The organism is Flavobacterium cheonanense (genome assembly GCF_039539185.1).
Lineage (GTDB): Bacteria > Bacteroidota > Bacteroidia > Flavobacteriales > Flavobacteriaceae > Flavobacterium > Flavobacterium cheonanense.
The window spans coordinates 50,923-71,802 of sequence record NZ_BAABCT010000003.1; the positions used below are offsets into that span (position 1 = coordinate 50,923).

General features: G+C 31.5%; 18 protein-coding genes. 15 read left to right on the forward strand and 3 right to left on the reverse strand.

Features of this window, described 5'->3' with window-relative positions; translation table 11 throughout:
- The first annotated feature begins 1 nt into the window (after position 1).
- From ABD766_RS07110 to ABD766_RS07150, 9 genes are all read left to right on the forward strand, one after another.
- Positions 2-2,221, forward strand: coding sequence for a RelA/SpoT family protein (locus ABD766_RS07110; RefSeq protein ID WP_344816026.1), 2,220 nt, complete (start codon positions 2-4; stop codon positions 2,219-2,221).
- Between the two features lie 80 nt (positions 2,222-2,301).
- Positions 2,302-2,757: a Fur family transcriptional regulator gene (locus tag ABD766_RS07115; protein WP_298302572.1), complete on the forward strand. Its 456-nt coding sequence runs from the start codon at positions 2,302-2,304 to the stop codon at positions 2,755-2,757.
- Positions 2,758-2,802: 45 nt separating this feature from the next.
- On the forward strand, positions 2,803-4,074 hold the full coding sequence (locus tag ABD766_RS07120) for an adenylosuccinate synthase (protein ID WP_344816027.1): 1,272 nt from the start codon (positions 2,803-2,805) through the stop codon (positions 4,072-4,074).
- A gap of 205 nt (positions 4,075-4,279) precedes the next feature.
- Positions 4,280-5,437, forward strand: coding sequence for a hypothetical protein (locus tag ABD766_RS07125; protein ID WP_344816028.1), 1,158 nt, complete (start codon positions 4,280-4,282; stop codon positions 5,435-5,437).
- Positions 5,438-5,584: 147 nt separating this feature from the next.
- Positions 5,585-5,974 carry a hypothetical protein gene (locus tag ABD766_RS07130; protein WP_344816029.1) on the forward strand — a complete coding sequence of 130 codons (390 nt, stop codon included), beginning with the start codon at positions 5,585-5,587 and terminating at the stop codon, positions 5,972-5,974.
- A gap of 375 nt (positions 5,975-6,349) precedes the next feature.
- Positions 6,350-6,589 (forward strand): hypothetical protein, encoded by a 240-nt coding sequence (locus tag ABD766_RS07135; RefSeq protein WP_344816030.1) that lies wholly within the window; start codon positions 6,350-6,352, stop codon positions 6,587-6,589.
- The gene (locus tag ABD766_RS07140) at positions 6,573-6,878 is read left to right on the forward strand and encodes a type II toxin-antitoxin system RelE/ParE family toxin (protein WP_344816031.1); all 306 of its coding nucleotides are present in this window, start codon (positions 6,573-6,575) and stop codon (positions 6,876-6,878) included. Before ABD766_RS07135 ends, ABD766_RS07140 begins: the two co-directional genes overlap by 17 nt.
- A gap of 198 nt (positions 6,879-7,076) precedes the next feature.
- A complete protein-coding gene (locus tag ABD766_RS07145) occupies positions 7,077-8,513 on the forward strand; it encodes a DUF4365 domain-containing protein (RefSeq protein WP_344816032.1) in 1,437 nt (478 codons plus the stop codon).
- Positions 8,514-8,809: 296 nt separating this feature from the next.
- Positions 8,810-9,547 carry a LamG domain-containing protein gene (locus ABD766_RS07150; RefSeq protein WP_344816033.1) on the forward strand — a complete coding sequence of 246 codons (738 nt, stop codon included), beginning with the start codon at positions 8,810-8,812 and terminating at the stop codon, positions 9,545-9,547.
- Between the two features lie 132 nt (positions 9,548-9,679).
- Here the strand turns inward: ABD766_RS07150 and ABD766_RS07155 are convergent, their stop codons facing one another.
- Both ABD766_RS07155 and ABD766_RS07160 read right to left on the reverse strand, forming a co-directional pair.
- Positions 9,680-10,201 (reverse strand): CIA30 family protein, encoded by a 522-nt coding sequence (locus ABD766_RS07155; protein ID WP_344816034.1) that lies wholly within the window; start codon positions 10,199-10,201, stop codon positions 9,680-9,682.
- 106 nt (positions 10,202-10,307) lie between these two features.
- Positions 10,308-12,200: an alpha-amylase family protein gene (locus tag ABD766_RS07160; protein WP_344816035.1), complete on the reverse strand. Its 1,893-nt coding sequence runs from the start codon at positions 12,198-12,200 to the stop codon at positions 10,308-10,310.
- 216 nt (positions 12,201-12,416) lie between these two features.
- Here ABD766_RS07160 and ABD766_RS07165 point away from each other — a divergent pair, with 216 nt between their 5' ends.
- From ABD766_RS07165 to hemN, 6 genes are all read left to right on the forward strand, one after another.
- Positions 12,417-13,547, forward strand: a complete 1,131-nt coding sequence (locus ABD766_RS07165) for an aspartate aminotransferase family protein (RefSeq protein WP_425556574.1) — start codon at positions 12,417-12,419, stop codon at positions 13,545-13,547.
- Between the two features lie 159 nt (positions 13,548-13,706).
- Positions 13,707-15,101, forward strand: coding sequence for a tetratricopeptide repeat protein (locus ABD766_RS07170; RefSeq protein WP_344816037.1), 1,395 nt, complete (start codon positions 13,707-13,709; stop codon positions 15,099-15,101).
- Positions 15,102-15,103: 2 nt separating this feature from the next.
- On the forward strand, positions 15,104-15,610 hold the full coding sequence (locus ABD766_RS07175; protein ID WP_344816038.1) for an energy transducer TonB: 507 nt from the start codon (positions 15,104-15,106) through the stop codon (positions 15,608-15,610).
- Complete coding sequence (locus tag ABD766_RS07180) at positions 15,594-16,340, forward strand: shikimate dehydrogenase family protein (RefSeq protein WP_344816039.1); 747 nt, start codon at positions 15,594-15,596, stop codon at positions 16,338-16,340. Before ABD766_RS07175 ends, ABD766_RS07180 begins: the two co-directional genes overlap by 17 nt.
- Before the next feature lie 138 nt (positions 16,341-16,478).
- Positions 16,479-18,644, forward strand: a complete 2,166-nt coding sequence (locus tag ABD766_RS07185) for a DUF349 domain-containing protein (RefSeq protein WP_344816040.1) — start codon at positions 16,479-16,481, stop codon at positions 18,642-18,644.
- Between the two features lie 518 nt (positions 18,645-19,162).
- Positions 19,163-20,527 (forward strand): oxygen-independent coproporphyrinogen III oxidase, encoded by a 1,365-nt coding sequence (gene hemN / locus ABD766_RS07190; RefSeq protein ID WP_344816041.1) that lies wholly within the window; start codon positions 19,163-19,165, stop codon positions 20,525-20,527.
- A gap of 112 nt (positions 20,528-20,639) precedes the next feature.
- Here hemN and ABD766_RS07195 read toward each other — a convergent pair whose 3' ends face one another.
- Positions 20,640-20,870, reverse strand: coding sequence for an HP1242/YdcH family protein (locus ABD766_RS07195; RefSeq protein WP_298302603.1), 231 nt, complete (start codon positions 20,868-20,870; stop codon positions 20,640-20,642).
- Positions 20,871-20,880 lie beyond the last annotated feature (10 nt).

A 20,880-nucleotide genomic window follows, 5' to 3' on the forward strand; every position in this document is an offset into this window, starting at 1 on the left:
TATGATAGAGATTGATTTAGAAGAAGAAAAAAAAGCTTTAGCACGCGAATACAAAGAGTTACTTCGTATTAGTTATCAAACACTTACACCTGAGGATAAAAAACTCATTCGTAAAGCATTTGATGTAGCTGTTGATGCACACAAAGACCAACGCAGAAAATCTGGTGAAGCCTATATCTTTCACCCAATTGGTGTTGCTAAAATTGTAGCTTCTGAAATCGGACTTGGACCAACAAGTATTGCTGCAGCCTTAATGCATGATGTTGTTGAGGATACCGAAATTACAATAGAAGACATTGAAAAAATGTTTAATCCAAAAATAGCACAAATTGTAGCTGGATTAACCAAAATATCTCAAGTAAAGAAAGACTTAAACATCTCAATGCAAGCTGAAAACTTTCGTAAAATGTTGCTTACATTGAACGATGATGTTCGAGTAATTCTTATCAAAATAGCCGATAGATTGCACAATATGCAAACTATGGATTCGATGCCCGATTACAAACAAGTCAAAATTGCTTCGGAAACATTATATATCTACGCACCTCTTGCCCATCGTTTAGGACTATATAATATCAAAACCAAGTTGGAAGATTTAGGTTTAAAATACACAGAACCTGCTGTTTATAATGATATCGTCAGTAAGATAAAAGAAACTAAGGAAGAGCAAGACGAATACATCAAATTGGTTTCTGATGTATTAAAAAAATCACTTGACGAAGAAGGTGTTGAATACACAATGAAAGGTCGTCCGAAGTCCATATATTCTATTCGCCGTAAAATGTTGGCTCAAAATGTCAGTTTTGATGAAGTTTATGACAAATTTGCTTTGCGAATCATATACAAATCCAATGCACACGACGAAAAATTCTTGGCTTGGAAAATTTATTCCATCATTACCGATCATTATCGTCCAAGTCCAAGTCGTTTACGCGATTGGATTTCATCACCAAAGTCATCTGGCTATGAAGCACTACACATTACTGTTATGGGACCAAAAGGTCGCTGGGTAGAAATTCAAGTGCGAAGTGAACGAATGGATGAAATTGCCGAAAAAGGATACGCAGCGCATTACAAATACAAACAAGGTGCAACCGAAGAAAATGGTTTGGATGTTTGGTTAAACCTACTAAAAGAAGCACTAGAAAACTCTGAAACCAATGCTGTTGATTTTGTTGAGGATTTCAAAATGAATCTCTATGCCAAAGAAATCTTTGTCTTTACACCCAAAGGTGAAATTAAATCTTTACCAAAAGGTGCCACTTCATTAGATTTTGCATTCAGTATTCACTCCGAAATTGGAATTAAAACCAGAGGAACTCGTGTTAATGGAAAATTAGTGCAATTAAACCACGAATTAAAAAGTGGTGACCAAATTGAAGTAATAACATCAGTCAATCAAAAACCTACAATGCATTGGCTAGATTATGTTACCACTTCGAGAGCAAAAAACAAAATTAGAAGTGTTCTTAATGAAGACACCAAAAAAATAGCCGAAGAAGGAAAAGAACTTCTTACAAGAAAATTAAAACATTTAAAAATTACTTTAAATGAAACTGTTGTAAATGAATTGGTAAACTTTTTCAAACTGAAAACAAGTTTAGATTTATTTTATCGCGTTGGTATTGGCGCTATTGAAAATCAACAATTAAAAGATTTTGCTGCTCAAAAAAGCAATACATTAATCAATTTCTTTAAAAATAAAATCAAACGTTCACCAAATTCTAATGTTGAAGACATCAACAGACAAGAACTAACCAGTAATTATGATTTATTGGTTTTTGGAAAAGAACAAGACCGATTAGATTACAAATTATCAAGTTGTTGTAATCCAATTCCTGGTGATGAAGTATTTGGATTTGTAACGATTAATGAAGGCATAAAAGTACATAAAAAAGACTGTCCAAATGCTATTGCATTACAATCTAACTATGCCTACAGAATCATGATTGCCAAATGGATTGACTCTTCACAACAAGAATTTAAAGCCGTATTGAAAATTACCGGAATGGATACTTTAGGATTAACCAATGAACTTACAAAAGTAATTTCAAATCAAATGCACGTGAATATTCAAAGCATTTCCTTGAGTGGAGAAGCAGGAATTTTTAATGGACAAGTGACGGTAGTTGTACAAAATAATACCATCCTGAAAAAACTAATTGATAACATTAAAAAAATTGATGGTATCGAAAAAGTTTCAAGAGTTTACAAGAACTAACAAGATTATCAACAACTAGTTTATAACTTTTAAACTCATAAAGTTTCATACTTATAAACTATAATTTATCTTTGCGCATTATGACACAAATAGCATCAGATAATACAAAAAATCAAGAAACAGTAAAGAACGTTTTTACTGCCTATCTTGAAAACAAAGGACACCGTAAAACGCCTGAACGCTACGCTATTCTTCAAGAAATTTATAATAGTCAAGAACATTTTGATATAGAAAATTTGTACATCAAAATGAAAAATAAAAACTATCGTGTTTCAAGAGCAACGCTTTACAACACCATCGAATTACTTTTAGATTGTGGTTTGGTTAGAAAACACCAATTTGGTCAAAATCAAGCGCATTACGAAAAGTCTTATTTTGATAAACAACACGATCATATTATTATGACCGATTCTGGTGAAGTAATTGAGTTTTGTGATCCAAGGATTCAAACTATTAAAAAAACTATGGAAGAAATTTTTGGTATAGAAATCACAAATCACTCCTTATATTTTTACGCAAATAAGAAAAAAGAATAAGTAAAGACAAGGCAATGCCTTGTCTCAACAATAAACAACAACACAATGACCGTAGATTTACTACTCGGATTACAATGGGGTGACGAAGGAAAAGGAAAAATCGTTGACGTACTTACCTCAAAATACGATATTATCGCACGTTTTCAAGGTGGTCCAAATGCTGGACATACTCTTGAATTTGACGGAATAAAACATGTTTTGAGAACCATTCCTTCTGGAATTTTTCATGATAACAATATCAATATTATTGGGAATGGTGTCGTTATCGATCCAGTAGTTTTCAAAAGTGAAATCGATGGTTTGGCAAAATTCAATTTGGACATCAAATCTAAATTAATCATTTCGAGAAAAGCACATTTAATTCTTCCAACACATAGATTACTTGACGCAGCTTCTGAAGCTTCAAAAGGTAAAGCTAAAATTGGTTCTACATTAAAAGGAATTGGTCCAACTTATATGGATAAAACTGGTAGAAACGGAATTCGTGTTGGAGATATCGAATTAGAAGATTTCAAAGAACGTTACAGAGCTTTGGCAGACAAACATGAAGCTATGATTGCTTTCTACAATGTTGAAATTCAATACAATTTACCTGAATTAGAAAAAGAATTCTTTGAAGCTATCAAAGATTTACAAAAACTAACTTTTATAGATAGTGAAGAATATTTGGCACAAGCACAAAAAGCAGGAAAATCAATTCTTTGCGAAGGTGCACAAGGTTCGTTATTAGATGTAGATTTTGGAACTTATCCATTTGTAACATCCTCTAATACAACTGCTGCTGGAGCTTGTACTGGTTTAGGAATTGCACCAAATAAAATCAAAGAAGTTTACGGAATTTTCAAAGCTTATACTACACGTGTGGGTTCTGGACCATTTCCTACAGAAGATTTTGGCGATGCTGGTGATGTTATGGCTAAAGTTGGAAACGAATTTGGCTCAGTAACAGGAAGAAAAAGACGTTGCGGTTGGTTAGATTTAGTTGCCTTGAAATATGCAATTCAAGTGAATGGTGTAACTCAATTAATGATGATGAAAGGCGATGTTTTATCAGGATTTGAAACTTTGAAAGTTGCTACAGCTTACAACTACAAAGGCGAAGTTATCCAACATTTACCTTACAACATAGAAGAAGAAAATGTAACACCAATTTACACGGAATTCAAAGGATGGCAAGCCGATTTAACAGGTTTAACCACTTTTGAAAGCCTACCAAAAGAACTAAAAGACTACATCGAATTCATAGAAAAAGAAGTCGAAGTACCAATAAAAATAGTTTCAGTTGGACCTGATAGAAAACAGACAATTTTGAAGTAAAAATAGAAATCCCAAATTTTTAAGTTTGGGATTTTTTTATTGAAAAATTGTATATTTGATAACTAAATAAGTCATTTTATGGCACAAATCCATCAAAATATTGATTGCTTTGTGTTTTTTATGGCTGATATGTACAAGTTAGCGGCAATGATGGAAAAACTGTGCGAAATATGAATGAAAATAAAAATTATTACAACTATCGGCAATGAAAAAGAAATATTTCTACATATTATTAATTTTAGGATTTTCCATTTCGATATGTGCTCAGAACAAACAACAAGATTTTGAAAAAAAGCTTTTGGAACATTTTCAAAAACAAAGTTGGGATAATAAAATTAAAATAACCATAGATAGTCTTTTTAAAAGTCCATATAAAGAAAAATTCAATGTTTCTGCAAGCCGTAACTTCATAGAATTTGATACAACACATATTGTCATTAAGAATCCATACTTCTCTAAAAAATATGAGGAAGCTGAAGAAACCAAAGATTACGTCAAAAATTTTCCAAAATCATTTTCTGTAATATACCAGAACTCACTTGTGTCGCTTTTTGAAAACGGAAAATTTGCTTGCTTAAAACTAAACAATTTTGAACGAGATACAAGTCTTGAGAATATATTAAATACAAGAAAATTCAAATACCATTGGATAATTAATAATCAGTTAGCAGGATTTTCAGGTAATTCAATTTATTTTTGGAATGATAGTAAGTGGATTAAATCAAAAGGTACTTTCCCATTAAAAAATCAACCAAAGCTATTTGAGGACAAAGATTTTATTGTTTACGGAGATTGTCACGGTGAATGGGGAGGAACAGTTTATTTCTACGAAAAACTAACCAAAAAAACGTACTTTACAGAATCCACTTGTGCCAATTCAGTCATTAAAAGCAAAAATGGTTATGAGGTTCTAGCTCATTTGGGTCACGGTGGTGGTTCATCTGAGATAAAAATAATTAATGACCCAAGGAAGTTGACATTAGCTAAAACTATTGAAATAAAAACAACCGTGAAAGGAGAAGCCTTGGGATATATAGACAAATCAAATGCTTTCGAGAAAAAATTAGATTTTTATGGTGTCCAAATATTTTCTTCATTCATATGGGAAAACAAAGAACTGTTCATAGTAAATCTTTCAGATTTGACATTTTTAGCTGAAATAAAAAATAATGAAATAGAAATTGTACATCCTTTGTTTTTTAGTGATTTATACACACACGATCCAATTACTAGTCAGTATAAAGAATATACTTTAATGAATCTAGATCATTACGGTACTGGATTGGAGAGAGAAATCTCTGTCTTAATTATAAAAGGAAATAAAATAACGAAACTAGATTGGAATGAAAATCACAACCGCTAACAGGCGTTTGGCAAGATTGCGAATTTTGTAGTAAATACACGTTTAAATTTCGCAAGAATTATTATCTTTAACAGAAAATAATCGGTTCCGAAGTTCGCAACCTCGCCAAGCGCCGGAACGTTGAAGCAATACTGAAAAAATGAGTAAATGAATCGAATTGAATTTTTTAGAACTCACGCTCGACGTTTATTTTCGATTCTCGAAAGCGAATTTAGTTATACTTTCGAAGAAGAAAAAGTCTTCAGACATGGAGAGATTGATTGGTCGGTTAAATTGCTTTATTTTAACAAACAGAAAAACTTAAGAATAGAAATAGAGCAAGCGCCTTATTACACTGATTACGGTTTTACATTCAGCATTCAAAATGTAAGCAGCAATGAAAATGTGACAATATACAATATAGCTTATGAAAGACAAGATTCTGAAAACATTTTTTTGACAAATGCTTACGAGTTAATATTTTTAAATAAGGAAGCTGTTGAGTTAATCGACGGAAAAAAATGGGAAAATCACAAAAAGATACTTATTCAAAAATAAACCTGAGAGCGCTGACATGTTTTACAGTCGATAGCGCATTCTATACTTGATTATACCAGATCGCGCGGATATGTTCTACAATCAATATCATAACGTATCAAAATCATTCAACCTCAATTTTATCTATAAGTAATTCAAAATTTTCATTTCTCTTATTTCCTAACCAGATAGCGCGGATTTGCAATCCGTGCCTACAAAGAAATTTAGGGTAGATTTGTATTATTTATGGTCGTTATCTTCAAGTTACTAGTAATTAAATTACTCCGATGTTCGCAACCTCGCCAAGAGCCGGGACGTTATACAAGAGTTTTTAATTCCTATTTTTGTTGAACTACAATAATTAATTATTAACTTTGTTTTTTAAATTTAGCTATTATGAATGTGAATCTAAATATCTTGAATCAGAAGTTGGAATTGATCCAATGGTTATCTACAATTGAAGATTCTTCAATTATTGAAAAAATTATAGATTTAAGAAAAAAGGAAAGTAAAGATTGGTGGAATTCTATTTCGGAAAGAGAAAAAGAATCTATTGAACTTGGTTTGAAAGATGCAGAATCTGGAAAACTAAATCCTCATTCAAAAGCTAGAGAATTATATGAAAAATGGTTATAAAATTCTTTGGACAGACAATGCGCTGAAAGAATTACAAAAAACTGTTGAATATTTAGAGGAACATTGGACCGAAAAAGAACTTAAAAATTTGGCTATCAATCTTGAAAAGACTTTAAATCTAATTTCAAATAATCCATATCTTTTCCAAGCATCAGAAATTAAAAAAGATGTTCGAAGAGCTGTTATTTTGAAATTAAATACTTTATACTACAGAGTCAATGAAAATAATGTTGAAATTCTTTCATTTTTTTCAAATAGACAAAATCCTAAGAAAATAAAATTAAAATAAACCGTTGTATAACAGTCAGTTTTGCACTATTTCTGGGTTTGTTCCTGCTATTTAGCTCTTCGTGGAAAATAATCTGGTCACTTCAATTCTGTCTTTCAAAGAAATTCAGTAGATTTGTTTGGTCAGTGTTCGCAACAGCAACAGACGCAAAGCTGCCGGGATGTTAGGAGCAATTTTAAGGAAAATCATATAACCTACATGCATCATTTTCAGACAGAACGAAAAGCTATTTATGAGGTTGGATCAATCTTCACAAAATTTAATTGGATTTTCAAAGAACAGCAAACTGTTGATTTAGGTATTGATGCCTATGTGGAAACTCCTATTGATAATAATGGACAAGTTAAAATGTTTGCTTTGCAAATAAAGGGAGGACACAAAAACTTTCATAGAAAACAAAACTCTCTCACATTCTATTTTACGGAAAAACATTATACTTACTGGAAAGCAATATCTGAAACCTTTCCTGTGCTTATTGTTATCCAAGATGCTGAAAACAATGTTTTTTGGAATCACTTTTCAGAAGATAATATTAAGAAAACTTCTAAACATTGGAAAATTGACATTCCATTAGAAAATACTTTAGTTAAGGATAAAGATATAATACTTTCATTGGCAAAAAATACCATTTCTAAAACTAAAGTACCAGAAAAAAAGAAAACGCTAAAAAAAGAAACGAAAGTCAATATCCCTGATTTTCAAACTTGTTGTTATATAAAAGCAGAATCTAAAGACTTACACATTGATTTTAAATTTAAAAATCAAATTTTGTCTTATAATTTGTTATATAAACCGAGGTGCAAAAATTGGGACGCCACGAAGTCTTTCTTGAGTTGGAACGATCCATATTATTATACCTTATCTAAAATTATTGAACTTATTTCTTCAGAATATTTTAAAGCAAAAAGTATAAAAGCTCTTGAACAAATAATATTTAAAAATGTTCCCGAAATAAATAATGGTATTGAGTCGATAATGGAAGCGTTTTTCAATCGACATAATCAAACCCTCGGAATTCCTTTATATTTGGACTTTATAGAAGTTTTCAAAATGCATTCTGGACTCAAAAGAAACCAATTTAAAGTACAAGCAATTGATCATGTTGTGCGTTTTTGTGCTAAAGGAAAAAACTATGAAATTGATACTTATCCAGGATTAAAAGCTACATTAAATGATTATGTCGAAAACGATTCTTACGATGAAATTTACACAGAAACTGAGCAATACATTTGGAGCGAAATATACATAGATGCTGGAATTGAAAAACACGAATTCATACCAATTTTGCAAAGGAAATGGGAATCTTATTGGAGAGAACTATATTCTAGAATAAGAAAAGAAATTGGTAGGACAAATCATCTTGATAGTTTAAAAGAGCAATCTCTAAGAGAGCTAAATAGTTTTATAAATTTATACAATGAAACACCAGACATAATAAAATTAGCATATGATTTTGATGAAAACTGTCTTTATCCATTAGTAGTTTTAACTATGTTATGGATATATGATTCAGAAGTCTGTTTTGAAGAATATTGTGAATATACTTTTTTTAGTTCTCAAGAATGGGAAAGCTTACGTTTAGATGACGATGATGTTGACTCTGAAATATTTTTTATTAAAGAGTTGGAATATTAAAACTGCTCCTAACACATGTTTGCCGCTATTAATTACTATGATAATTCCAAAATAAAATTGATAATTTTTTCATTGTTTTTTTGATAATAATTCAATATTTTTATTTTGTTAAGACAATAGATTTCTTGAGGTAATTTTTGATTTACCTCTAACTTTATAAGAAAATTTGTAGGTTTGTTTGGTTTGTGATTGCAGCAGCAACAGAGAGAAAGCCGCATACGTTGAGCGTAATGCTAAAAAAAAAAGCAGAATTGACGCAACTAAATGATAATAAATGCATCCTAAAAGAAAAAAACATGAAAAGATTAAATCAAATTGGTATTGCTTTATTATTATCGATATCATTAAGTTGTGAGAAGTCAGAAGAAATACCTGCTGTTCAAAATTTGAACTGCCTATCAACTGGTTTACAAAATGGAGTTATTGCATTATATTCTTTTGGGAATGGCTCATTAAATGACTCGTCAGGAAACAATTATAATTTGACAAATCCAACAACTGCAAGTTCGGCAATGGATAGAGCTGGAAATCCAAATTGTGCATTTAAATTTGATGAAGCAAATAATGAGTTTTTAAAATATGCAAATCCAACTTTTTTAGACAATTTACCTACTAACAATTTTTCAGTATCATTTTGGTATAAATCAAACAACAAAGGAAGTGGCGCTTTTATAGGTCGAAATAATCAACCATATTGTAATTCGTCCTTTCGGGAATGGTCTATTGGTTATGTAAATAATGTTTTAGTTTTTGGAGCAACCAATGGCAGATTATCAAGTTATGGAGTTGAAACAACTAATTGTGAACATATAGTTATAACTTCAAATAATAATAGTAAACAATTATATAGAAATGGAGTTTTAATTCCAACTGGTAGCGGAATTAATGGTATTAGTTGCCCAATTTTAAATCAAGGAGATTTATTTATTGGACACTCTTATGATGGATTTATTGATGATGTTATAATTTATAACAGAGTAGTTACATCAACCGAAGTAACAGAATTGTTTAATCTAAATGCCTGTTGTAACTAAAGCACTACTCACAACAACCGTTTGCACAAGATAGCTCGGATATGTTCCTCAGTCGATAGCACGGATTTGCAATCAGTGCTTACAATGAAACTCTAATATTGCATTCAATATTTAATTATGTTTAAAACAAAATCATTCAACCTCAATTTTATCTATAAGTAATTCAAAATTTTCATTTCTCTTATTGCCTATTAGAAATGCTATTTCTTCTAAGCTTTGTCCATCATAATTAGGAAGTTGAAGTGTTCTACCTCTAAAAGAAGCATATAATTTATTTACAGGAATTTCAATCGTTTCCCACTCAGTTAAAGTTTGAAATTCGTAGATGTAAGAATAATAATCACTCTCACTTTTCTTAACTCTAAACTGGTATTTTTTTCCGTCACCTTTTAAACGGATTTTAAAAACACTTTTGTCTGTTAACTTTATTGGATTAAAAAAATGACGCACCGAACAAAATCCACCATTATTGTCGGTAGAAACTGTTCCTTTGAAGGTTCCATTTCCATTTGAATCAAGGAAGAAATCACTTGAGGAAACGCCACCCATAACGCCATCATCAACAACTTTCCAGCTAGATAAGTTGCTACCTTTTGAAAAATCAAATAATAAAATCGGATTTAATAATATTGAAAATAGTAAGATGATTTGCATTGATAGTCGTTTTAATAAACAAACTTAATCAACACATTCTATCTCAAATAAATTTTAACAATATTAATTAGATAAATAACAATTGTTTAAGAGAACGTAATATCAACTACAGCTTCAAAATAAAACTCTCGCTACCTTTCAAACTAATTTTTACAGTTCCAACTCCATTGGTTACTTTTAAAGTATGCGCAACACCATAAAGTTGTTCTGTTAACAAATACGTTCCATCTTTAAGTTTCCATTCCTTAATAACATCGGCTGGAATTTTTAAATCAAACATTTCGTTGGTGTTTGGCGATATATTAGAAACAATAATCAGTTTTTCATTCGCTGACCAGCGTACAAATGAATATACATTTTGTCCATAAGTAGAAGAATCTTGTCTATTCACAGACTGAATTTCTTGAAATTTACCCATCAACGCCTCACTTTTAATAGTGAAATTCAACAAACGTTTGTAAAAATCTCTCAGCTCTTTTTCGCTTTTAGACAATTGACCTCCATCAAATTTACCATTATTCATCCATCGTTGATGATTAGGAACGCCTACATAATCAAAAATTGAAGTTCTAGAACGTCTACCAAAACCAGCATCTTCGTTTCCTGCCTCACCTACTTCTTGTCCAAAATAAACCATCGTTGGAGAAGAACTCAATGTTGTAGAAATCACCATTAAAGGTTTTCCTTTTTCGCCACTTCCAGCAAATTCTGGACTTGCCAATCGTTGTTCGTCATGATTGTCAAGAAAGTGTAACATATGATGCTCAATATCTCTCATTCTGTTTTGAATATCAGTCAATCCATCTGGAGTTGTTTTTCCGTGAATAACAGCTTTTAAATGATCATAAGTTTCAACTTTGTCATACAAATAATCCATTTTTCCTAAGAAAATATAATTTCTATACTCATTCGGATTATAAACTTCTGCCAATAAAAAAGCATTCGGATTTTTCATTTTAATTGACGAATTCATATAACTCCAAAACTCATAAGGAACCATTTCTGCCATATCGTAACGGAAACCATCAACACCTTTTGCTGTCCAATACAAAGCAATATCTCTAAATTTTTTCCATGAACTTGGAACGTCTTTATCTTTCCAAAAATCAAAATGCTCTTTATAAGATTTCTTTTCAAAACCATTTGGAAGCTCTGGAAAATCTTTAGAACCATCAGGACGAATTCCGTAATTTACTTTTACCGTTTCATACCAATCGTTGATGTCTGGTTTAGCCAAACGAGAACCATTTCCAGTCCATTTCGCTGGATATTCTTCAAACTTACCATCAATCAACGGATTGCTTTCTCCATTCAAAGGACGATAATCGTCTGATGTTGGTACTTGAAATTGTTGTTCTGGAATGTAATAAAAGTTGTTATTTCTATCATATTCAACCGATATATTATCCTCAGCACCAAAGTCTTTCACACCTTTTGGATTATTTTTTCCTTCATATTTCCTAGCAATATGATTAGGTACAATATCAATCAATAATTTCAAACCGTTTTTATGCGTACGAGCAATTAAAGCTTCAAATTCCTGCAAACGATTCGCCGGATTAACAGCCAAATCTGGGTTTACATTATAATAATCTTTTACAGCATAAGGCGAACCAGCTCTACCTTTTACTACTTCTGGATCATCATTTGAAATTCCAATATTGGTGTAATCTCTCACCAAAGCATGATGCGGAACTCCTGTGTACCAAATGTGTGTAACTCCAAGATTTTTAATTTCTTGCAAAGCTTTGTCTGTAAAGTCGTTAAACTTCCCTACTCCATTTTCTTCAATTGTTCCCCAAGGTTTATTGGTAGTATTTGTATTTCCAAACAATCTTGTAAAAACCTGATATACAACTTTCTTCTTCTCTACAGGCGTCACTTTCTTCTTATCCACAATGGTAACTTTTTTATTTTTGGCGGTTGGTTTACTTTTTTTATTTTGAGCATTGACAGTTAGTGATAATCCAATCAAAGCGAGCAATAAGACTTTCTTCATAATGAGTACTATTTACGGTAACATGATTCAACAAATATAAAAAATTGAAAATCATTTCAAACTACTAATAAAAAAATCTTAATAAACATTTGTGCTGATTCTAATTTCATAAATTTGCCAAAGAAAAAATAGTCAATAAAAAATTGACTTTATACTAATATTAAATTGAACGATTTTTTAAAATACCAAGCGCAAACTTCACCTTATCCACTAGGAATGGAGGTTTCGCATGCAATTGGTTCTTATATTTACGATACTAACAATAAAAAATATTTAGATTTTGTTGCTGGAGTTTCGGCTTGCTCGCTTGGACATCAACATGCACGAGTGAATCAAGCCATCAAAGACCAATTGGATAAATATTCACATGTAATGGTTTATGGCGAATATTCTCAAAGTCCAGCGGTACAATATTGCAAATTATTAGTTGAGAATTTACCAAAAGAATTAAACAAAGTTTATTTGGTAAACTCAGGAACTGAAGCTTGTGAAGGTGCGTTAAAACTTGTTAGACGCGTAACAGGAAGAAGTCAGTTGATTTCATGTCATAATGCCTATCACGGAAATACGATGGGTTCGATGAGTGTAATGGGATTTGAAGAACGCAAACAAATTTTTAGACCTTTAATCCCTGACGTTGATTTCATCACCTTTAACAATGAAGACGATTTACAAAAAATAACGACCAAAACTGCTGGAATAATTCTCGAAAGTATTCAAGGTGGCGCTGGTTTTATTCAACCTCAAAATGATTTTTTAGCTAAAGTAAAAAAACGTTGCGAAGAAGTTGGAGCATTAATGATTGTAGACGAAATCCAACCAGGTTTTGGAAGAACAGGAAAATTATTTGGATTTGAAAATTATAATGTCGTTCCTGATGTAGTCATTATCGGAAAAGGAATGGCTGGCGGAATGCCTGTTGGAGGTTTCATAGCCAACGAAAAACACATGGATTTATTAAGTCACGATCCTAAATTAGGACATATTACTACTTTTGGCGGACATCCAGTGATTGCTGCCGCTTGTTTAGCAACACTTCAAGAAATTTTAGAAAAAGACTACGCCAAACAATCTTTAGAAAAAGAAAAATTGTTTAGATCACTTTTGGTACATCCTTTGATACAAGAAGTTAGAGGAAAAGGATTGATGTTAGCCGCAATGACTTCTGATGAAGAAATAACAAATCAGGTGATTTTGCGTTGTCAAGACAGAGGATTGATTCTATTTTGGTTATTGTTTGAAGGAAAAGCCATCCGAATTACGCCACCATTAACCATTTCTGAAGATGAAATTAGAGAAGGTTGCCAAATTATTTTGGAGGTTATGGATGAGTTGGTTGCGGGTTAAAAGTTACGAGTTGCAAGTCATACTGATTTCGCAAAAACTCGAAACCCGAAACTCGAAACTGTTCAATGTTAATTAAATTGTTCAAAACAAAAATCAATTTTCCTTAAATAACGACATTAGTTAACTACTTTTATTAAGGATAATTTTAAACAAAAAGCTATGCATTTGGATCACGACGAAGAAGACTACAATCTATCCTTATCGAAGTTTGAATCCATGTTGAAAACCAATAAAGTTTTCTTTTTTGATTCAGAAGAATTTGAAGAAATTATTCTTCATTATCTTGATATGGGCAAAGCTAATTTAGCTAAAAAAGCTTTAAAATTAGGACTTGAACAACATCCTAAATCAACTGGTTTAAAGCTAGTTCAAGTAGAAATGTTGGTTTATGATGACAAACTCGAAATAGCTGAAAAAATGCTTAACGAATTGTATGCTATAGAGCCAACGAACGAAGAGATTTTTATTCAAAAAGCTAATATTTATTCGAAAAGAGACAACCATGTAAAAGCGGTTGAACTCCTTCAAGAAGCTTTAAAATATACCGAAGATTTAGCCGATGTTTACAACCTAATTGGGATGGAATATCTGTTTATGGACAACCTTGAAAAAGCAAAAGAGAATTTCAAAAGTTGTTTAGAAGTAGATATTGAAGACCAATCGGCACTATATAATGTGGTTTATTGCTACGAATTTTTAGACCAAAATGCAGAAGCCATTGAATATCTTAAAACCTACATTGATAGAAATCCTTATTCAGAAATTGCTTGGCATCAACAAGGACGTTTGTATTACGGATTGAAAGATTATGTAAATGCAGTGCGTGCTTTTGAATATGCTACCTACATCGACGATGAATTCATGGGTGCTTTCATGGAAAATGGAAAAGCTTTAGAACGTCTAAAACGCTATGAAGACGCTATTGAAAATTACCAAAGAACCATCGATTTAGACGATCCAACTTCGTATGCTTTATTGCGCATTGGAAAATGCCACGAAAAATTAGGAAATAAAGCAGAAGCATTAAAGTATTTCAACAAAACAGTTCACGAAGATCCTTTATTAGACAAAGGTTGGATTGCGATAACTGATTTTTATGTGCGTCAGAAAAATTATCAAAAAGCATTGTTTTATGTAAACAAAGCTTTAGCAATTGATGACCAAAATCGTGCTTATTGGAAACGTTTTGCAACAATAAATAAAGCCATGAACTTCTATGAAGAAGCAGAGCTTGGTTTTAGAAAAGCGGTTGAATTTGGAGATGACCATTTAGACACTTGGTTGTTTTGGATTGATATTTTACAGTTTTTAGGTGAATTTGATTCTGCTGTTATTACATCGCTTCAAGCTACCGAATTATTCCCTGAAGAATATCAAATCGAATACCGTTTGGCAGGATTTTATTTTATGCTAAATGATACAGAAAAAGGAACATTTCATTTAAGTAATGCTTTGCGTTTGAACTTTAATAATCACACTTTATTAGAAGAATTATTTCCAACTGTTTGGACTATCAAAAAAGTGCAGAGTTTGATTAAGAAACATAATAAATAATTATGAAAAAGTTCTTTTGTATCATTTGTTTTTTAGCTATAAATACTTTTTTTGCTCAAAAAAAAGAAACAACAAATTCAGTTTCAAAAACTATCGTAACTGAAAAAAATATTGAAACAGTTACTATTGAACCCAATTCTGAACTGACTGAAGCACCTGGTGAAATTGTTTATGATGAAAACAGTATTTATCCGGTATTTGCAGTTGAAGAAAAACCTGAATTCCCTGGTGGAATTGAAAAATTTCATTTGTATATTTCTAAAAGATTCAATTATTCTAATGAAATGAAAGAAGCACAACTTAAAGGTAAAGTTTTAGCTAGTTTTGTTGTAGAAAAAAACGGAAATATAAGCGAAATCAAAATTCTTAGAGATATTGGTTATGATTCGGGAAAAGAACTACTTCGTATTTTAAAAGGAATGCCAAATTGGAGGCCTGCAGTTCAAAAAGGTAAAAATGTGAGATGCAATTTTCTAATCCCAATAGTTATCGATGCAACAAGACCATAAAAAATTTGGGTTAGTAGGTAAAAACATCACCTACTCCTTTTCTAAAAAATACTTTACAGAAAAATTTTCAAAAGAACTTTTTGATGATTGCACTTACGAGAATTTTGATATTCCAACGATAGAAGAATTTCCGAATGTATTGAAAGAAAATCCCGATTTGAAAGGTTTAAACGTAACTATTCCTTACAAAGAAGCTATTATTCCATTTCTTGATACCATGTCAGATAAAGCGTTCAGAATTGGTGCTGTGAATGTGATTCGTTTTACCAAAAAAGGAAATCTAAAAGGTTATAATTCTGATTGGTATGGTTTTAAAAAATCGTTAGAGCCACTACTCCAACCGCATCATAAAAAAGCATTAATTCTTGGAACTGGTGGTGCTTCAAAAGCAGTTGCCTTTGCTTTAGATAAATTAGGGATTTTTTACACTTTTGTGTCTAGAGAAGCTACAGAAAATGCCATTGATTACAACAGAGTCAACGTTACAACATTTGATAATTTTCAAATAATAATCAATTGCACACCACTTGGAACTAGTCCAAACACAAAGGAATTTCCTCCTATTCCGTACGAGTTTTTTACAGAAAAACACATTGCCTTTGACTTAATTTACAATCCAGAGGAAACACAATTTTTAAAGAAAGCCAAGAAAAAAGGTGCTGTAACAAAAAATGGCTACGAAATGTTGGTTTTTCAAGCAGAAAAAGCATGGACGATTTGGAATAAGTAATTTTCTTTTCTTTCTCTTCTTAAAATTTTCTTAATAAAAACAACAGAAACCATTGATTTTCTTTGATTTTTGATGCTACTTTACTACCTTTCGCCCTCCAAAAAGGAAAATATTGTATAACCTTACACATTTAAGCAAATGTTAGAAGAAAAGAATGATAACCTGTCAGTTAACGAAAACGAGACAGATGGAAACGTAAACAATGCCTCTCAAGAAGCGGTTCAAACTGAAAATCAAGAAGTTGAAGCAATCGCAGAAGCTGTTGAAACACAAGTTGAATTGGTTCCTGATACCGAAGTTGAAGCGCCATTGGTAGCTGAAGCTGAACAAGAATCGGCTCTAGAAGTTGAAGACCTTGTAGGTGAACAAATTACAGAAACACCTAAAGAAGTTCCAACTATCGAAAATACAACTGAAGAAGTTGTTGAAAATGTTATTGAATTAACAGACGAACAAGTTGCTGACGATACTATCGTTTTAGAAGATGAAAATGATTTTGCAATGAACGCAATTGCAAATGCTAATGCAGAAGAAAGCGAAGATGAAACGGTAAAAGGTCGTTATGACATTCCGTTGCAAGATTATGAAGCTTTGCCAATTGAAAAATTGGTTGAAGAGTTAGAAACACTTGTTGCTACTGACCAAGTAATGTCGGTTCGTGAACATGTTGAAGAAGTTAAAAAAGCATTTTTGTCTAAATTTCACCATTTTATGGATGAAAAAAGAGATGAATTTCATGCAGAAAATCCAGATACTACTGAAGATTTTCATTATAGTTTTCCGTTAAAAACAAAATTTGATTCGTTATATAATCAATATAGAGATAAGAAAAATGCACATTTTAAATCGCTTCAAAACAATTTGAAAGCGAATTTAGAAAACAGAATGGCGATTGTTGAAGAGTTGAAAAACTTGGTTAACAATTCGACAGGAAATATTGCCAATGCTCTAAAACAATTGAATGATATTAGAGAACGTTGGAAAAATGCTGGACCAATTCCAAAAGACAAGTACAACCACGTTTGGAATAACTATCATTTCCACATTGAGAATTTTTATGATTTCTTGCACTTAGATAGAGATGCACGTGATCAAGAATTCAAACACAATTTAGAGTTAAAAAACAAAATTATAGCTCGTGTTGGTGAATTAATTCATGAAACTGACATCAATAAATCGTTCCGTGAATTGCAAGATTTACACCGTATTTGGAAAGAAGATATCGGACCAGTTTCTAGAGAACACCGTGAAGAATTATGGAAACAATTCAGTGAATTGACCAAGCAAATGCACGACAAACGTGAAGCTTTTTACGAGAGTTTTAGAGCAAAAGAAACTGAAAATCTTGAAAAGAAAAACGAAATCATTGCGCAATTAGAAGTTTTAGCTCAAGAGAAAGTAGATTCGCACCAAGCATGGTTGAACCAAATTGTAAAAGTGGAAGCTTTGAGAAATCAATTCTTTGCTACAGGAAAAGTTCCTAGTGAAGTGAATGAAGCTACTTGGGCAAAATTTAAAAATGCAGTTCGTGATTTTAATGTTTTGAAAAACTCTTTCTACAAAGACATAAAGAAAGATCAAAACGATAATTTAAGCAAAAAACAAGCACTTGTAGATAGAGCAAATGAATTGAAAGACAGTGAAGATTTTGCTGCTACAACGCCTTTAATGAAGCAAATTCAAGAAGATTGGAAACAAGTTGGACACGTGCCAAGAAAGTTTTCTGACAAACTTTGGGATGAATTTAAAGCGGCTTGTAACCATTATTTTGAACGTTTAAAAGACAGTAAAAAAGAGGAAAATGCTGAAGAGGTTGCTGCTTTTGAAAAGAAAAAAGAATATTTAGAAACATTACGTTCATTTGAATTAGTTGGTGATCACAAAACTGATTTGGATGCTATTAAAGCACATATTGAAGCTTGGAAATCTATTGGAAGAGTTCCTTTCAACAGAAGACATGTAGAAGGAAAATTCAATAAAATTTTGGATGCCTTATTTGAAAAATTAAGTTCAAGCAAAAAAGAAAGCGAGCAATTGCGTTTTGCTAATCGTTTGGATAATATTGCAGGTTCTGAAGACAGTAGAAAGTTAGATAATGAAAAAATCTTCATCATGAGAAAAATTGATGAAGTTCAAAATGAAATTTTCCAATTAGAAAACAACATTCAGTTCTTCCAAAATACTAAGAATGCTAAAAAAGAAAATTCAATTGTAACTGAAGTTAGAAAAACAATTGAAAGACATAAAGAAGAATTAGTTTCTTGGAAAGACAAGTTAAAACAAATTAGAAATTTGAATAAATAAAACGAAAGCTCACTTTAAACGGTGAGCTTTTTTTATAGCTCAATTTTAATTTACAACAATCACAATTTATAATGTAAAATATGTTTTCAATTCTTAAATTAACTTTGATAATTGAAATTTAAAACTTCAATTATGATTTGCCAAGTTGGCGCAACAGCATTTAGAATATAGAGATTTTCCAACTTTCCGTCTATAACCAACGAAATGGTACACGAGCTGAATAACTGTTAATCATATCAATTTAAAAAAACCACTTATGTGTGGTTTTCTTTTATTTCTTTTTTTACACGAATTTCACCAATTTGCACGAATTAATTTTAATGAAAAATTTCACAAACTTTAAAGTGAAAACTAATATTGCAAAACAGTTTTTGTCATTTCGTCTCGTCTTTTTTGACGAGAGAAAAATACCATTATACATACACTCTATTCTCTCTTTTCTTTTCACTTCAATATGACAATTATCATTTTTTTATAACAGAACTCAGGTTACTTTTGAAACTTAAAAGTAGACCATCATGTCAATTTCCTTAATTCAAAAATATAATGTTCCTGGACCAAGATATACAAGTTATCCGACGGTTCCTTATTGGGAAGAAAATTTATTTTCATTGGAACAATGGAAAAATACTTTTATAAAATCATTCAACGAATCTAATGCTTCTGAAGGTATTAGTTTATATATTCATTTGCCTTTTTGCGAAAGCATGTGCACCTTTTGTGGATGCAACAAACGAATAACAAAGAATCACGAAGTTGAAAATCCGTATATTTTAGCGGTTTTAAAAGAATGGAATTTGTATTGCGATTTATTACCAAATAAACCCATCATCAAAGAAATTCACCTTGGTGGCGGAACACCTACTTTCTTCTCTCCAGAAAATTTAGAAACATTAATCAACGGAATTTTCACTCGTGCAATCAAAGCCAAAGAACACGAATTTAGTTTTGAAGGTCACCCAAATAACACTACACGACGCCATTTGCAATCACTTTATGATTTAGGATTTAGAAGAGTTAGCTTTGGTGTACAAGATTATTCTAGTAAAGTTCAAACAGCTATTCATAGAATTCAACCGTTTCACAATGTGGCGAAAGTTACTTTTTGGGCCAAAGAAATTGGCTACACTTCAATTGGTCACGATTTAATATTTGGACTACCATTTCAAACATTGAATGATGTAATTGATACGATTGATAAAACAAAATCGCTTTCACCAGATAGATTGGCATTTTATAGTTATGCTCATGTGCCTTGGATAAAAGGTAACGGACAACGCGGATTTAAAGGTGAAGATTTGCCTAAAGATGATGAAAAACGTCAACTTTATGAAGCAGGAAAAAATCGATTATCTCAAAATAATTATCATGAAATTGGGATGGATCATTTTGCTTTAGAAACCGATAGCATGTATGATTCATTTCAAAAAGGAAATTTACATCGTAATTTTATGGGATACACATCATCCAAAACGCAATTGATGATTGGACTTGGCGTTTCTTCAATAAGCGATAGTTGGTATAGTTTTGCTCAAAATGAAAAAACTATTGAAGACTATTACAAAAGATTAGATGCTAATGAATTGCCAGTTTTTCGTGGTCATATTCTAAATGATGAAGATTTAATTATCAGAAAACATATTCTAAATTTGATGTGTCAATTTGAAACATCTTGGAAAAATGATAGCGACTTTTTTCCTGAATTACCTGAAATCATCAATCAACTTCACGAAATGGAAACTGATGGTTTGGTGAAAATTTCAAGAAAATCTATACAAGTTACAGAAAAAGGAAAACCATTTGTGAGAAACATTTGCATGGCATTTGACTTGCGTCTAAAGCGAAATCTTCCACAGACAGAATTGTTTTCGATGACGGTTTAGTTTTTACACAAATTTCACGAATTTGCACTAATTATTATTAACACAGATTGCACTAATATTCAAAAAGCACGCCTTACAGCGTGCTTTTCTTTAAAACCCAAAATAAAAATTACTATCTATTAAGGTGAGAATAAATCTCGTCTTTAAGATGTAGTAACTTTGCTTTTAACTCATGAGCATATTCATCTATTACAATTTCTTCACCAGTATTGATATTGTGAATTCTATGTTCTAATTCGTGATATTCATCGAATATTTTTCTGAAATGAGTATCTTCAACTTTTAATTGGTGGATTTTATCCTGATATTCAGGAAACTCGTGGATTAAATCATGTCTTTCCATAATAGTTTGC